Origin of the sequence: Limnovirga soli (assembly GCF_013106755.1) — a bacterium.
In the GTDB taxonomy this organism is placed as follows: domain Bacteria; phylum Bacteroidota; class Bacteroidia; order Chitinophagales; family Chitinophagaceae; genus Limnovirga; species Limnovirga soli.
Map to the genome: position 1 here is coordinate 102,313 of NZ_WHPF01000013.1, position 14,300 is coordinate 116,612.

Consider the following 14,300-nt stretch of genomic DNA (forward strand, 5'->3'; position numbering starts at 1 on the left):
CTTTTGATGCTTGTTATTTTTTATTCTGTTACAATTATTGCCGCCATTTTGATACAGTACAAGAGTGCGACGCAAGTAAAGCTAAATAGTTGTACCCATGTCTGGCTAAATCTATTAACTAAACAGGTATTCAATATCTTCTTTGGTAAGGCTTTTCACAAAGCCGCTATCGTCGGTAATTAAATCGGCTGCCAGCAAGCGTTTCTTTTCCTGTAGTTTTAAAATTTTGTCTTCTACCGTGTCCTTACAAATCATGCGGTAGGCAAATATATTTTTGGTTTGGCCTATACGGTGTGTACGATCTATGGCCTGTTGCTCTACTGCAGGGTTCCACCAGGGATCTACGATATATACATAATCGGCCGCCGTTAGGTTTAAACCCACACCACCGGCTTTTAAGGAAATAAGAAATACGCGGCAATTATCATCGTTTTGAAAACGCTGAATGGCTTTCTCCCTGTCTGGTGCAGTAGTGCTGCCATCAAAGTATTCATAATCTACACCCAGCTCTTCCAGCCTGGCCCTTATTAATGCCAGCATGCCCAGGAATTGTGAAAATACCAATGCCTTATGGTCGCTGATGTTTTCGGTAATTTCCCGGCCTATTTCTTCCAGCTTTACAGAGGCATTGGGATATTTTTCATCGCCTTTCATAATGGCCGGACTATCGCATATCTGGCGCAATTTCATTAAGCCCTGCAAAATGGTAAGCTGCGATTTTTGTACACCCTGCTCTTCCACAACACCAAGAATTTTATCGCGGTAATCGTTTCGGAAAGCATCATAAATATCGCGTTGTTCCTTGGCCATTTCGCAGAAGAGAATCATCTCCTGTTTCTCGGGCAGGTCTTTGGCTACCTGCTCTTTGGTGCGGCGTAAAATAAAGGGGTATAATAATTTACGTAGATGTTCTTTTTGTTCTTTCTCGCCAAATTTATCAATGGGCACTGAGAATTCGTGTTTAAAGAATTCCATACTACCCAGCATGCCGGGGTTAAGGAAATTCATTTGCGCAAAAATATCGAAGGTGTTATTCTGTAAGGGGGTACCACTTAAACAGAGTTTATTTTTTGCTTTTAATAATGAAGCGGCTTTGGTTACCTTGCTGGAAGGGTTTTTAATGGCCTGGCTTTCATCCAGAATTACGTAATCCAATGGGATGTCCACAAACTGTTTTATATCGCTGCGCAACGTGCCATACGTGGTAATAATCACATCTATTTTATTGCTGGCCAGTGTGTCGTGGTTTCTGGCTCCGCCATGGTGAATATAATAGGTTAAAGTAGGAGTGAATTTTTTTATCTCATTCTCCCAGTTGTACATCAGGGTGGTAGGGCATACTACCAGCGATTTTAACCTGCCATGCTTTGTTTTTAGGTGATTCAAGAAGGAGAGGGCTTGTATGGTTTTACCCAAACCCATATCATCTGCCAATATACCGCCCCAGTTAACTTCACTTAAATAATTCAGCCATTGAAAACCGGAGGTTTGGTAAGGCCTTAGAATGGGCTGTAAATGTTTAGGTGCTTCAATGGCTTCGATAGATTGATTATACCTTAATTTATCGTATCTGGCTTCCAGTTGTACAAATAGTTCTTCCTCGTCGCGTTGGTCGTACAGGTCTTCAATTACACTAAAATGGTATTTGCTTAATTTAATATCGCCCTGTTTACCTTCGCCTACCCTAAACAGCAACGCATATTTCTTAATCCATTCTTCGGGTAAAATACCTAAAGTGCCATCCTGTAAGGGTACATATTGCTGTTTATTCAGCAAGGCTTTTTTAATATCGGCCACAGTAACTTTCTGTTCTCCAAAATGGATATCCACTTTTGCATCAAACCAATCGGTATTACTACTAATACGTATACGCGTGGTAGGCCGCGCCGTATTGAATCTAAAGTTTTTAAGTGCTTCAAAACCAAAAACGGGAATTTCCATTTCTTTGGCCGCATCACTAAAAAGAAAGAACCAGTTATTTTTTAAAACATCTGTGCCACGTAAAGCCAGTGTATAACCTTCTTCTGGCCTTACAAACTGCGAATGCAGGTTGGCTATTTTATCAACTATTTCTTTTTCTGCTTCCAGGTTGCGGTGTATTACCAGTAGTTTATCTGCAACAGGTATAATTACTTTGTCTTTATCGCTGGATTTAACATCATGCCCGTTATAGGAGAATACAGGCTGAAACAACAGGTAATCTCCTCGTTCCCTTAGCATTATTTTTACCTCTGGTTTGGTATCCTTAATTTCTTCGCGGCTAACATTGGTAAAATGTACCAGGTATTCTTTAGAAAGAGGTAATACAAAATCCACCAGTTTTCTTGGCCAATCTGTTTTGGCAATTTGCATAATACCCAAAGGCATAAATTTTTCTACCAGCAGTATATCTTCGGGTTTTTGCCATTGGTAAAAGCTATCGTTAAACTTATATACAAAAGAGGTATTAACTTCATTGTCAGCAATACTATAACTGCCATCACTGGTTTTTACTGTGCAGGTTATTTCATAATCTTCGCCCGTATGTTTTACCCAAAACTCAGGTGATATTGATGCAGGTGCACACTTCGCAGGTACCAGGTTGGCTGTTTGAAAAGCCTTATGCGGTGGCAGAAAATAGATAAAATGGTTCTCTGCCACATCCGTAAATAACTTCTTGTATTTCGGTTGCAGGTATTCTGTAATCAGTTGCCTTGTTTCTTCGGGCAGGGCCGCATCATGCTGCTGTATAATATTTTCCCAAATACCGCTAAATGGTGAGTTGCGGTTAAGATACCGGTTTACTTCGCCCGGCAATAGTTTTCTTAATTGCTGTACCAGTATTTTATCATCCTCATCAAAAACTTCGGTATTTATAAATTTGGTAAGATCCAGCTTCTCAATTTTACCCGCAAAGGCATTTTGTTCTTCATTGGTTTCTCCCTGTATAGCATCGGCCTGTATATAGGGGTATTGGTGTGCATTATAGCTAAACACAATACCCAACTTTATAATACTTTTTCCTTTTTCTACGGGTTTTATTTCCTCGGTAACTATAACAGATTCTGCAAACTCGGGCCGGTACCTAACCGGCGGCGGCGTGGGGGCTGCCACCCTTTTTATCGAGGTATCCAATACCCTTAAAAAAGGTTTGCCGTCCTTATAGGTAAATTCAAATTTGCCTTTAATATCATCGGCCATAGAAAAACCATACAATGCCAGTAATTTGTTTTTCTCTTTATCCAGATTGCGGATGGTATCAAAATAATTTGGCCCGTTCTTATGGTACAACTGTAAAAAAACAATGCTTTTATGTACGCAAAGGGGGTGGGCATCATCCGTACCACAATTACAGCTGGTATCAAAATTGCGTTCCTCATTTTTTTGCAGTACTACATTAAATATGCTGCCATCAATATCAACTTCGGCAACAACACGTTCGTCTTTGGCAGTGGTAATATTGGCTTTGGCCGATCTTAAAAAATCTTCGGCCTGTGCATAGGCATCAGTTGCAGTTAGTACCCGTATCAATTTCAGGTCCAGCACCTTCATTTTAACAATGGTGTGGCGCTGGTCGTACTTAATATCTTTTTCGCCCAGCATATTTTTATCCACCATTTCCTGTAATTGAAACAGGGTAGCGGCTTCATGCCGGCAAATTTCGCCCAGGTTATAAGGGCAGCCGCATCTAATAGATAATGCTTTGGGGTCTTTAAACTTACTTACATACACTTTATAGTAGGTAGCATAGGCATCATCCCTTACCCTGAATATGGCAGAACCCAGTAAGTCATCATGTTCAATAAGCTCTGCATACCCCGAAGCATAAATTTTTTTGCCACGGCGTATTACTTCATCAGTGCCATTATTATAAATGTGTTTTACTAAAAATGGTAGCGCCAAAAGATTTGAGATTTATAGTTTACTATTGCCATTCAGGTTGCGAAAAGACCAATTTGCAAAAGTAAAGGATTTAATTGCAGCCAGCGAAACGAAATGCAATGATTCTATATGAAAACTTTGTTAACAGCCAATATTATTTGCTAAAACATTTTTCTTTTTTGGGTGCCGGCAATATATTTTCATAGCATCGCCGCTTGCCACGCTCGGTTCGGGGTTCCGGTTACATGGCGGCAGTTAACAGCCATATAACCCTGCACTACCTAGGCCATGTTTGCCATATAACATTTAGCCTTACATTTGCGCCTCATTTGGTCTCGTAGTACAATGGATAGTATAAGGGTCTCCGAAGCCCTGGATTCAGGTTCGATTCCTGACGAGACCACATAATTCCTCCCCCAGATATATATTAGCAGGTATAGGCAAAGCAGATAAGCACCTTATTTTTTGCGGATAGCCAGTAAACGTTTTACCCGCATAGACAGTTCCTTATCATTAAATGGCTTGGTAATAAAATCATCGGCACCAATAGATAATGCTTCCAGTACGGTAGCTTCCTGGTCAATGGCGGATAATACAAGAATAGGCACCTTAATGCCGGATGAGCGGATAATGCCAATTAATTCAAGACCCGATGTATAAGGCATTACAATATCGGTAATAATCAAATCGGGTTTAAAAGTTTCCATAGATTGCAAAGCATCTCTGGCATCGCTATTGGCATTGATGGTATAATTATCCAGGCTAAGCCTGTGTTTAATTAAGCTTAACATCACCGGATCGTCCTCGGCTATTAATACTTTCATAGATATTGGATTATGGTTTATAGATTTTCTATAACGTTGTTTAAGGTTTTATAAAGTAGTATTGAAGTTGATTGAAACATTACTTTAACGTTTTGACTTATTTTTAACCGCTTATATGGCCTCAATTCTACTATTTTTGTCGTTAATGTTTGAAAATAGTAAAAATTTAATTACCAAAAGCTTCATAATGAAGAAATTATTATTGGCAGTGCTAAGTTTTTCAGCTTTTACCACCGTATTTGCACAAACCAACGACGTAAAAAAGAAAACCGATTGGAGTAAGATTGATCTCAGCAACAGGGCAAACGACCACTTTATGATTCAATATGGTATGGATGGCTGGACCAATGCACCAGATAGTGCTCAACCCTCCGGCTTTTCCAGGCATTTTAATATGTATGCCATGTTAGACAAACCTTTTAAAACAGATGCCCGTTTTAGTATTGGTGTTGGCCTTGGTATTTCCAGCAGCAATATGTTTTTTAGCGATACCTATGTAAACCTGAAAGCAGCTTCTACCACACTACCATTTACTGATGTAAGTGCCAGTAACAGCAACCGCTTTAAGAAATTTAAAATGACCACCGTTTTTGTAGAAGTGCCATTGGAATTAAGGTATGCTAAAAACCCCATTACACCCGATAAAGGCTTTAAAGCCGCTGTTGGTTTAAAAGTGGGCTCTCTATTAAAAGCCTATACCAAGGGTAAAGATCAAATTAATGCTGCCGGTACTTCTTTATACGGTACAAAATATGTAGTTAAAGAAGCCAGCAAAAACTATATCAATAGCATTCGCCTGGCTGCAACCGGTCGTATTGGTTTTGGTAATGTTTCTATTGACGGTTCTTACCAGCTTACCTCGCTTATTAAAACGGGTAATGGTCCAAAAATCAATCCTTATTCTGTAGGTCTTACACTCAGTGGTTTATAATTCGGGCAAATTTTGTTGCCATGGATGAGGAACGTACAAGTGTGCGACGCAAGTACAGCCTCATTATTGCAGGATAGCCTGGTACCTATACAAAATAATTTTAATAGATGGGCCTTCGTTAAATCGGGGGCCTTTTCTTTTATCGCATTACCTTTACAAAAACACGGATACATTGATTGATAAAGTAAATAAAATTAAAACCCAGGAACAGGCCGTTTTAGTGGGCCTGGTGCAAGGCGAGCAAACCTACGAACAGGTACAGGAGTACCTTGACGAGCTGGCATTTTTGGCCGAAACTGCCGGAGCCATTGCCGGTAAACGCTTTACCCAACGCCTGAAACACCCCGATAGCCGCACTTTTGTAGGCAAGGGCAAACTGGAAGAAATAAGGCTATATGTGCAAAATAAAGGCACTGATATTGTTATTTTCGATGATGAACTTACCGGCTCTCAAATATTAAATATAGAAAAAGAGCTGAAGGTTAAAGTGATAGACCGCAGCGATTTGATACTGGATATTTTTGCCAGCCGGGCCCGTACCGCGCAGGCCAAAGTACAGGTAGAACTGGCCCAATATCAATACCTGTTACCCCGACTGAAAGGCATGTGGAGCCATTTGGAAAGACAGGGCGGTGGTATTGGATCCCGTGGTCCGGGTGAAACAGAAATTGAAACAGACCGACGTATTGTAAAAGATAAAATATCGCTGCTGCGTAAACGCCTGGGCGAAATTGACAAACAGGCTTTTACCCAACGCAAAGACCGTGGCGAAATGATTAGGGTAGCACTGGTGGGTTATACCAATGTGGGTAAAAGCACCATTATGAACCTGATTAGCAAGAGCGATGTTTTCTCAGAAAATAAGCTGTTTGCCACCCTGGACACCACCACCCGCAAAGTGGTTTTTGATAATACGCCCTTTTTGTTAAGCGATACCGTTGGTTTTATACGCAAACTGCCGCACCACCTGGTAGAAAGTTTTAAAAGCACCCTTGATGAAGTGCGTGAGGCCGACCTGCTGCTGCATGTGGTAGATATTTCCCACCCCCAGTTTGAAGAGCAGATAAATGTGGTTAATAAAACCCTGCAGGATTTAAAGGCTTTTGACAAACCCGTTATCACCATTTTTAATAAGATGGATTTATACGAAGCCAGGGCTTTTGACGAGTGGCTGGAAGAAGAAGTAAAAGCCGATGTATTGCGGGAGCTTCGCGAAAACTGGGAAAACACCACCGATGGTAATTGCATTTTTATTTCGGCAACAGAAAAAACAAATGTAGATATCCTGCGTAGTTTTATTCTAACCCGTGTAAGGGCGCAATATAAAGTACGCTACCCCTATAAAACCGAGTACCTGTATTAGCTGGTTGGTTATTAGGTAGCCGGCAGTAGTACTATGGGCATCGCCGCTTGCCACGCTCGGTTCAGGGTTCGGGGCATTGGGCAGCTTTGAGGTCTGGTTACAGTTTCTCTACTGCAAAAAAAGGTGCCCCAAATGCAAAAGGAAAACATTACAGCATAATGAATGGTAAAAATTATACCTGGTATTTATTGGCCCCCTCTACCGCCGCCATCAATTTTGGCCCCAATAACTTGGCAATAGCCGAAGTAAATAATAAAAAAATAACCATTGCCAACACACCTAAAGGTTTATTTGCCTGTGCGCATGCCTGTCCGCATGCTGGGGGTATTATGGCGCAGGGCCATATTGATGCATTGGGTAATATTGTTTGCCCCCTGCACCGCTATAAGTTTAGCATACACAATGGCAGAAACACCAGTGGCGAGGGATATTATTTAAAAACTTACCCCATAGAACAGCGGGAAGAGGGTGTTTTTATAGGTTTTGAGCAAAAAGGACTGCTGAATTTCTAAAGAATTCAGAAAAAAATTGAGAAAGGATTTGGGTACTATGCAAAATCTCCTATTTTTGCACCCCGATTTAGCAATAAATCAAATAAGGATTCCCGAATAGCTCAGTTGGTTAGAGCATCTGACTGTTAATCAGAGGGTCGCTGGTTCAAGTCCAGCTTCGGGAGCAAGGTTGAAACACAACGGTACAAAGCACTTCGAACAACGAGGTGCTTTTTCTTTTTACCACATCCAAATGACCTTGCAGTGAAACTTGCAGTATGTGAACTGATATTGCGGTTTATTACTTCCTTTTCGCAATAGGACTCCATATTTGACCCCGGATTATTTACCCTTAGGTTTACACTCTGAAACGGTTTGATTGAGATTACGGAGACCGTATGCGACCGTGGGATATAAACAGTTAATGTGTATAATTCCCACTTCGAGGTGTTTGTAGAAATAAATATTCTTTCTACCTTTGTTCTGCCGTAGTGCTTATTAAGCATAAACCGGGTAAACTGTTGATGCATTAATTGCTATACAGAAATATAAAACTATTATGGAATAGATAAGAATTGGTGTTCGAGGGTAACCTTGGATAAACTTTAGTTTTATAAATTCTAAAAATAGTGTTTATGCTTAGCGAAATTAATGGTAGTAACAATGTGGTAAATCAGTATATCACAGTACAAGTTTTCAATCATCCTCCAACACCTCAGGTTGATGAATCTCCAAAGAAAAACAAGTTTGATTGGAATGGTCTTATATCCCTCATTGGGAGACTTATACCCTTGTTTGTAGTTTTAATCCCAATATGGTTTGGTTGATTTCATACAAATGAAAAGGCCGAGAAATTAATAATCCAACTAAGAAAAATTTGACAAAATAAATATTCTTCATACCTTTATGATTACAGATTACCAACTACAATCTGATTTTAGAGGTATTATCGAATATACTTTTAAAGGAAGAAATACAGCAAAATTAATGACAAAAACTCTAGGGTGTAACCTTAGATTTAGTGTTGTGTATTTTTCACTTTAAAAGTATTTTCAATGGTCGTCAACAATATCAATGGTGATAACAATGTGGTATATCAGAATATCACAATACAGGTAATCAATCAGCAACCCACTCCTCGGATTGATGAATCCCCAAAGAAAGAAAAAAGGAAGTTTGATTGGAATGGTCTTATGTCCATCCTTGGCAAGATTATACCATTCTTGATTTCATTCATTCCAATAAGTAGTGGTTGATTATTATATTATGTCCCTTGGTAATAACTACCATTTCGCATATTTTTTATAATTAATATATTCCAAAACAATATTTGTGAGTATACAAGAATTAACCGATAGATTTATCAGTGATGTTGATAATGTCATTCTTGCAAAAAGCGTCGCTAGAAGCCTGGAACAAATACGGTATGAACGAAAACTGTATGCAAACGATATAAAAACAAAATTGACCGTAAGTTTAGATGAGTCTAACATCTCAATGGATTATGAAATAATTCTACCTTATAGTTTAGGTGACATAGGAAACTTTTTAAATCATAACGAAAAAGTATTTAAAGTTGAAACTGATGGCAAGGTTATTATTACAAATTTTGCCGCTGAAATAAAAGCAAATAAGCTATGCATAACAAACACAATACAAAAGTTAAAAGATAGCCCTAACCTTATTGTTTATTTTGGTGATTCTCAACTTACGCAGTTTGATTATTTAATTGACAAATTTGAGCAACTACATGACCAATCTGTAGTACTTTTAAAATGCTATCAAAGGATAAATGAGAATAAGACAATTGCTTGAATTTTAAAAAATGTAAAATGAAATCAGTTTCATTCGAGATACCGACAGAGCAACTAAATAAGCTATTGGAAATGTACCCTAACAAAGGGAAAAATAGTGATGTGGGGAACATTGCAGTAATGGTAGCTGAACTTTATTTCAAGAGCCTTGACCCAGACTCAATTTTTACAAGGGGCAGTATCGATTTACAGGTAACATCCAAAGGAAGGACAGAAAATTATGAGATAAAAGGAACAGAGGATGCCGATATTGCCTGGGCAAAACTGAAGGTTTCAAGTAGACAATGTTATGATGAATTGGTTGCTGGTATGATTCTTATTCGAGTGACTAACATTCGAAATGCAAAAGTGATTTTACACTTTATGAAGTATGGCGAAGATTTTACAATGGTTGAGGAACCACGTTGGTCAATAAAGAAAGTAAGTAATAAATAGAAAACCGTATTTATTTACATACCAAAACGAACAACAATTTGAGTGCCATTCTTTACTGTGTTATGACAATTGGAATTTAAAAAAAGATTCAACTACAGCTGGGTGTGAAAATATTTCAGAAAGAGTTTTAATCAATTCATTGGAATCGGCCTTACTTAATTTTTCTGTGAAATATTTATTTACGTCAAAATCATCATTTCGATAAGTATAAGATAAAGCCAATGATAACTCTTTATAAGTATTAATCGAAATATTCTTTCTAGCTATTTCTACTATAAATCCACTCCATATTTTATCATCAGGTAATCCAGATGTATGAATTTCACTTATAACCCTATCGACAAAATTTACAACAATTGGCTTTAATTGCTCAAATCTTTCTTGATATAGTAAATCTTTTGGTTTATTCTTTAATTTATTCAGGCCTTTACGAATCTCCCAATAATAATGAAAAATATTATGGTCAGAGGGATAATATCTGCTTAACGCATCAACAGCGTTATTAATTCTTAAATTCAGGTTTGTTTTATCTAATTCATCAATATTAGTTTTTATGTATTCGCATAATTCTAATAGTTGCATAAATATATTTTAAGTTTTCTTTTTCTAAATTTAATTAAAATTTGTAACTTAGTCTTGACAATAATTAAAGAATGACTGACATCCTATCAGATATATTAGTAAATGTTATTGGGGGCTCCTTTTGTTCGCTTATTGCCTTTTTTGTTGGAATAGGTTATAATGGATTTATTAATTCTATAAAAAAAACTTTTGTGTAATTAATACACATTAAAATTTTAAGCTTTTTACATAAAAATTATCAAAAAATTATTGTATTGACAACCCAATTCTGGCTCCTTAAACAATAACTAAGTTTCAAAATGATATTATTTTTATAAAAGCGGTTTATTAAATGTTGCCTTAATCAGCTTCCTCAGGTTCCTTCCCTCTGCCTGGAGAATCGTGTGTGCCTGGTTGAACTCTGTCTCCAGCCTGTCGCACTCCTCGTCGGTGAACACCCTGTTGCCACCCTCATCTACATATTCGTTAAACGGTAGGTACACGTCCAGCATAATCTTCTTTTCTGCCATGAGCTGCTTTACCCATGTCTCAACGTCTTGTCTTGTCTTCATTGTTTTTTATACTTTAAATACGGTGCAATAAAAAAACCATGCGGGTCTTTCCTTCTACTTCACTTGTCTGAACGTGACGTTAATTCTGCCGCCATCGAGTTTACGCTTAGGCACTTGATGCTTATAAAGCTTTTGGACATTCTTTCCCATCTCCAAAATTGAACCATCATGGAGGAAAAGCTTTGTGATTGCATTTGTCTCCTTACTTTTAAATTGAAATTCACGGGTGACACCAAGGCTTACGGATGCGATTGATTCATGAAGCTGCGATTCTAAATCTGAGTGCCAGCCGATACTATCGTTCCCTGACCTGTAGTAGTTAAGAAGGCATGCATTATATTTCTTGTTGATTGTTGCTTCAACGATTTCTTTTAACTCAAGCAATGGTTTGATAAATGGCTTTGGCAGATTTTCGGTTCCGCTGTAGTTATACTGTTTCTCTCCGTACCATGCAGTCAGTCTTGGTTGTAAGATTTCCTTTCCCATAATCTTGATTGGCTTGTGTTCCCATTCAATCTGCTCTTTTAACTGCTGAAAGAAGTATTCTGTATCTGTTATAATATCAGTGAATAATATGCATTCTGCATTAGGAAGTTCTATGTTTGTTTTCATTACTTATTTTTTATTTGTTGTTTAAAATGCCGCTCGATCTTCGAGCGGCATTGATTTCATCCTGTCCTTATTTTTCAACTTCGTCTAATTGTAAACTTTTGGTTCTTAAATATTCGTTATCAATCTCTGATAATTCTAAGCCATCAAACATTTGCTCTGACCAATTCTTATCATATTCTTTAGAATAATTAGCTTTATACTGAATTAGCTTCATTTCATAATCAAGAAAATCTCTTGAATACGCTCTATCCCAAAGTTCATATGCTGTTCCAAACTCGTCATTTCGCAGAGTCCACTTAAGATTAAAATAATGTGTTATATAATCTTCGGCTAAATATGCGTATGTCCCTGCAATTACAACATTGATGGTGATTACAATACCATTCTTGTTTATGAATTTTAAACTGGCAGTACTTCCTCTATAAACTCCGCCTGGACCTTTTGGCTTCTTTTTTGTTTTAAACCTTTCTGCCCTTGCCATCTGCAATGCTTCCCATACAAGTTCCGCATTGGTCATTACTGTGTAGTCAACTGGTGCTACATCGTTTGTTACTTTTGTTTTCATTACTTATTAAATTAAAATGGCCCGGAAAAAAGGTAGAGCTTCTTTTAACCGAGCCGGATTTTTAATCCTAAACTTTTTATGCTTCAATTACCAGGCTCTACTCCAATAATATCCGCTATCATACTTTTAAATACTGAGGAAAATAAAAAAGTGATTCTCTCAATATTGTACCGTAAAGATGCATGGGGATTGAATTAAAGAGAAATTGGGAAGGCGAGAATCACACAAACTCCACATCGGTTCCATATCGGTTGTCTTGATCTCGACGCGTCGAGATCAGGGTCCCTCACATTTTTTATTCTTCCAGTATTTAAATGATAAACAATACAACAATGGAAAAGAATTTAAACGAGCTTATCAGTGAGCTCAACAAGCAGACAGAGGGACTCAAACAACTGAAGGAAGAGTTTGAGCAGTATCAAAAATCAGAAGCAGAAAAATCCAGCTCAGTAATTACTTTTTTTTGTGGTACAAGTGTATCAGATGAAATAAAAGAAGAGATAATCAAAAATGTAAGACACCAGTTTTTAAACTAGGTTTTCATTATTTTTTATTTTTTAGGTCGGTCTTTAATTAGACCGGCCTTTTTATTTTGCGTTTAGGACTCCAAAACGGAGACCAAATTCAAACCTTGCAGATAATACTGATTTCGGTTCAGAGGTCCGTAACGGAGCCCATATTCAATCGTGCGAATAAAAAATGCCAACACGTAATGTTGGCACAATGGAGGGATATGATATTGGATTTTAATGGCAGTAAATACTTGTGATTTTGAATTTCGAAGATGCATCGTATTCCCAAGAGAATTCCGTTTGGACAGAAGAAATTTCTAACTCCATATTCCCCTCCTCTTCCATTCCTTGTTCTGAACTCTCATGCCGATTTGGTATATGTCCAAATCATTGTTGTTGCAGTACCTGAAGCACTGAATCATTGTCTTGTTCAGGTGCTCGTTCTCCTCCTCGCTTATGCTGTCCAGCTCGATTTCGTCGTCTGGATGGAATGCCACGTTGTAGGTGACGTAGAGGTCTTCAAAGAAGCCCTTGATCGATTTCTCCGAATTGATTTCATAATTTTTCATGATGTATAATTTTGATACAGCAAGAATAGCAGTTCGGTTCCACGCACGCGTCATGGGTGCGCGCAAGGATTTTGCTAAAGATTCTGGGGAATAAAAAAACCGCAACCAATATTAGATTGCGGTTCGTCGATTGCGTCCAACCAAGTTTGACGTTTCGTTTTCAGCTCTTTTTTGGACAGTAAAAAACAGTTCAAAAGAAATCGGCAACAAAATCCTGTAAAAACCTACCCACACGGATGTAGATAGGCGCAGTATAGTGGATTATACGATTCGTTTCGTAGTTATTGCTAAGTTTTTTAGTACGTCGATAAGAAATGGCATATCAGAAGTGTTCGACCAGGTACTTTATACCCTGGAAAAGTAGCATCACGGCGGCAATTATTCCACCGACGATTAATAAGGGAGAAAACGGTCCTTAAAAAAGTTGTCCTCGTAGTTCGACATATAAATTACATAAATGAACTAAACTCAAGTCCCATCTCCGCTAATATTCTTCTTACCTCGATTTCAATTTGAACTTTTCGAGATGGCCATACTCTGGATAAGACCAAGATAGTTTCGTAGGCTTTTTGATTTTCAGACTTTGAATCAAATGGTGCACTTGACACTTTATTTAAATTTTGAATGTATTCTATCCCAATATCAGATGCTAATACATCAATTTGAGAATTAAGTTGGGATGATATTGAAGATAAAGAAGAACGTAAACTATCTCTTGCAGCAACTATTGCCCTTGCATTTAAAACTGCGTTTTCTTGGCCTTCATTTACGCCACGAGTTATTAATTTATCAAGTTCTTCAACATATTTCCTTGGTGCATCATCAATCTTTTTCTTAGCTTTTTTTCGATTCCAGATTGTTGTTACAAAAAAAGTAATAAGACCAACTAATAAAGGCGCAAATATGCCCATAAAAAAATCACTGAATGAAAGAATAGGTTTAGGGGTATCTATTTGGTTTTTTAATGAGTCTATTTTTTTTAAGATTACTAAATCCCTTGGCGTTAGAACTGAATCACTGTAAATCAACACACTACGAAGTGAATCAAAGTAAAAACCTTTTATAGGTATTGGCCTATATGGGTCTAGGATACCATCCAAATCCCCATGAAAGTATCTTTATTATTTTGTGAAAATAATTGCAAACTCATAAGAATAAAAGCAAGACAAAGAAAAAAATTAAGGGGTGCA

At 37.7% G+C, this 14,300-nt stretch carries 14 protein-coding genes and 2 tRNA genes; 8 read left to right on the forward strand and 8 right to left on the reverse strand.

Annotated features, from left to right (window positions below; all coding sequences use genetic code 11):
• Positions 1-114 precede the first annotated feature (114 nt).
• Positions 115-3,882 (reverse strand): DEAD/DEAH box helicase, encoded by a 3,768-nt coding sequence (locus GD597_RS17190; protein WP_171609140.1) that lies wholly within the window; start codon positions 3,880-3,882, stop codon positions 115-117.
• Between the two features lie 310 nt (positions 3,883-4,192).
• On the opposite strand from GD597_RS17190, the gene GD597_RS17195 reads away from it, so the two are divergent.
• Positions 4,193-4,264, forward strand: a tRNA-Arg gene (locus GD597_RS17195).
• A 55-nt stretch (positions 4,265-4,319) separates the two neighbouring features.
• Here GD597_RS17195 and GD597_RS17200 read toward each other — a convergent pair.
• Positions 4,320-4,685 (reverse strand): response regulator transcription factor, encoded by a 366-nt coding sequence (locus GD597_RS17200; protein WP_171609141.1) that lies wholly within the window; start codon positions 4,683-4,685, stop codon positions 4,320-4,322.
• Positions 4,686-4,872: 187 nt separating this feature from the next.
• Between GD597_RS17200 and GD597_RS17205 the strand changes: the two genes are divergently transcribed.
• From GD597_RS17205 to GD597_RS17230, 6 genes are all read left to right on the forward strand, one after another.
• Complete coding sequence (locus GD597_RS17205) at positions 4,873-5,616, forward strand: outer membrane beta-barrel protein (RefSeq protein ID WP_171609142.1); 744 nt, start codon at positions 4,873-4,875, stop codon at positions 5,614-5,616.
• Between the two features lie 172 nt (positions 5,617-5,788).
• Positions 5,789-6,979: a GTPase HflX gene (gene hflX / locus GD597_RS17210; protein ID WP_171609143.1), complete on the forward strand. Its 1,191-nt coding sequence runs from the start codon at positions 5,789-5,791 to the stop codon at positions 6,977-6,979.
• 158 nt (positions 6,980-7,137) lie between these two features.
• A complete protein-coding gene (locus GD597_RS17215) occupies positions 7,138-7,491 on the forward strand; it encodes a Rieske (2Fe-2S) protein (protein WP_171609144.1) in 354 nt (117 codons plus the stop codon).
• Positions 7,492-7,581: 90 nt separating this feature from the next.
• Positions 7,582-7,655: transfer RNA gene (locus GD597_RS17220), tRNA-Asn, on the forward strand.
• A 1,147-nt stretch (positions 7,656-8,802) separates the two neighbouring features.
• Entirely contained in the window at positions 8,803-9,285 is a 483-nt protein-coding gene (locus GD597_RS17225; protein ID WP_171609145.1) for a hypothetical protein, read from the forward strand.
• 17 nt (positions 9,286-9,302) lie between these two features.
• A complete protein-coding gene (locus tag GD597_RS17230) occupies positions 9,303-9,719 on the forward strand; it encodes a hypothetical protein (RefSeq protein ID WP_171609146.1) in 417 nt (138 codons plus the stop codon).
• Between the two features lie 60 nt (positions 9,720-9,779).
• Here the strand turns inward: GD597_RS17230 and GD597_RS17235 are convergent, their stop codons facing one another.
• From GD597_RS17235 to GD597_RS17250, 4 genes are all read right to left on the reverse strand, one after another.
• On the reverse strand, positions 9,780-10,301 hold the full coding sequence (locus tag GD597_RS17235; protein ID WP_171609147.1) for a hypothetical protein: 522 nt from the start codon (positions 10,299-10,301) through the stop codon (positions 9,780-9,782).
• 311 nt (positions 10,302-10,612) lie between these two features.
• Positions 10,613-10,852, reverse strand: coding sequence for a hypothetical protein (locus tag GD597_RS17240; RefSeq protein WP_171609148.1), 240 nt, complete (start codon positions 10,850-10,852; stop codon positions 10,613-10,615).
• 54 nt (positions 10,853-10,906) lie between these two features.
• Complete coding sequence (locus GD597_RS17245; RefSeq protein WP_171609149.1) at positions 10,907-11,464, reverse strand: alpha-ketoglutarate-dependent dioxygenase AlkB family protein; 558 nt, start codon at positions 11,462-11,464, stop codon at positions 10,907-10,909.
• Positions 11,465-11,531: 67 nt separating this feature from the next.
• A complete protein-coding gene (locus GD597_RS17250; RefSeq protein WP_171609150.1) occupies positions 11,532-12,029 on the reverse strand; it encodes a hypothetical protein in 498 nt (165 codons plus the stop codon).
• Between the two features lie 332 nt (positions 12,030-12,361).
• Between GD597_RS17250 and GD597_RS17255 the strand changes: the two genes are divergently transcribed.
• Positions 12,362-12,565: a hypothetical protein gene (locus GD597_RS17255; RefSeq protein ID WP_171609151.1), complete on the forward strand. Its 204-nt coding sequence runs from the start codon at positions 12,362-12,364 to the stop codon at positions 12,563-12,565.
• 293 nt (positions 12,566-12,858) lie between these two features.
• On the opposite strand, the gene GD597_RS17260 is transcribed toward GD597_RS17255, so the two are convergent.
• Together GD597_RS17260 and GD597_RS17265 are read right to left on the reverse strand one after the other, a co-directional pair.
• Positions 12,859-13,110 (reverse strand): hypothetical protein, encoded by a 252-nt coding sequence (locus GD597_RS17260; RefSeq protein WP_171609152.1) that lies wholly within the window; start codon positions 13,108-13,110, stop codon positions 12,859-12,861.
• Positions 13,111-13,559: 449 nt separating this feature from the next.
• Entirely contained in the window at positions 13,560-14,210 is a 651-nt protein-coding gene (locus GD597_RS17265) for a hypothetical protein (RefSeq protein WP_171609153.1), read from the reverse strand.
• Between the last annotated feature and the right edge of the window lie 90 nt (positions 14,211-14,300).

Excerpts from the sequence above, each read along its gene's own strand:
- GD597_RS17255 (WP_171609151.1), top strand. The coding sequence starts at position 12,362 with ATGGAAAAGAATTTAAACGAGCTTATCAGTGAGCTCAACAAGCAGACA.
- GD597_RS17200 (WP_171609141.1), bottom strand. The coding sequence starts at position 4,685 with ATGAAAGTATTAATAGCCGAGGACGATCCGGTGATGTTAAGCTTAATT.
- GD597_RS17215 (WP_171609144.1), top strand. The coding sequence starts at position 7,138 with ATGAATGGTAAAAATTATACCTGGTATTTATTGGCCCCCTCTACCGCC.
- GD597_RS17240 (WP_171609148.1), bottom strand. The coding sequence starts at position 10,852 with ATGAAGACAAGACAAGACGTTGAGACATGGGTAAAGCAGCTCATGGCA.
- GD597_RS17245 (WP_171609149.1), bottom strand. The coding sequence starts at position 11,464 with ATGAAAACAAACATAGAACTTCCTAATGCAGAATGCATATTATTCACT.
- GD597_RS17260 (WP_171609152.1), bottom strand. The coding sequence starts at position 13,110 with ATGAAAAATTATGAAATCAATTCGGAGAAATCGATCAAGGGCTTCTTT.
- GD597_RS17230 (WP_171609146.1), top strand. The coding sequence starts at position 9,303 with ATGAAATCAGTTTCATTCGAGATACCGACAGAGCAACTAAATAAGCTA.
- GD597_RS17235 (WP_171609147.1), bottom strand. The coding sequence starts at position 10,301 with ATGCAACTATTAGAATTATGCGAATACATAAAAACTAATATTGATGAA.
- GD597_RS17250 (WP_171609150.1), bottom strand. The coding sequence starts at position 12,029 with ATGAAAACAAAAGTAACAAACGATGTAGCACCAGTTGACTACACAGTA.
- GD597_RS17205 (WP_171609142.1), top strand. The coding sequence starts at position 4,873 with ATGAAGAAATTATTATTGGCAGTGCTAAGTTTTTCAGCTTTTACCACC.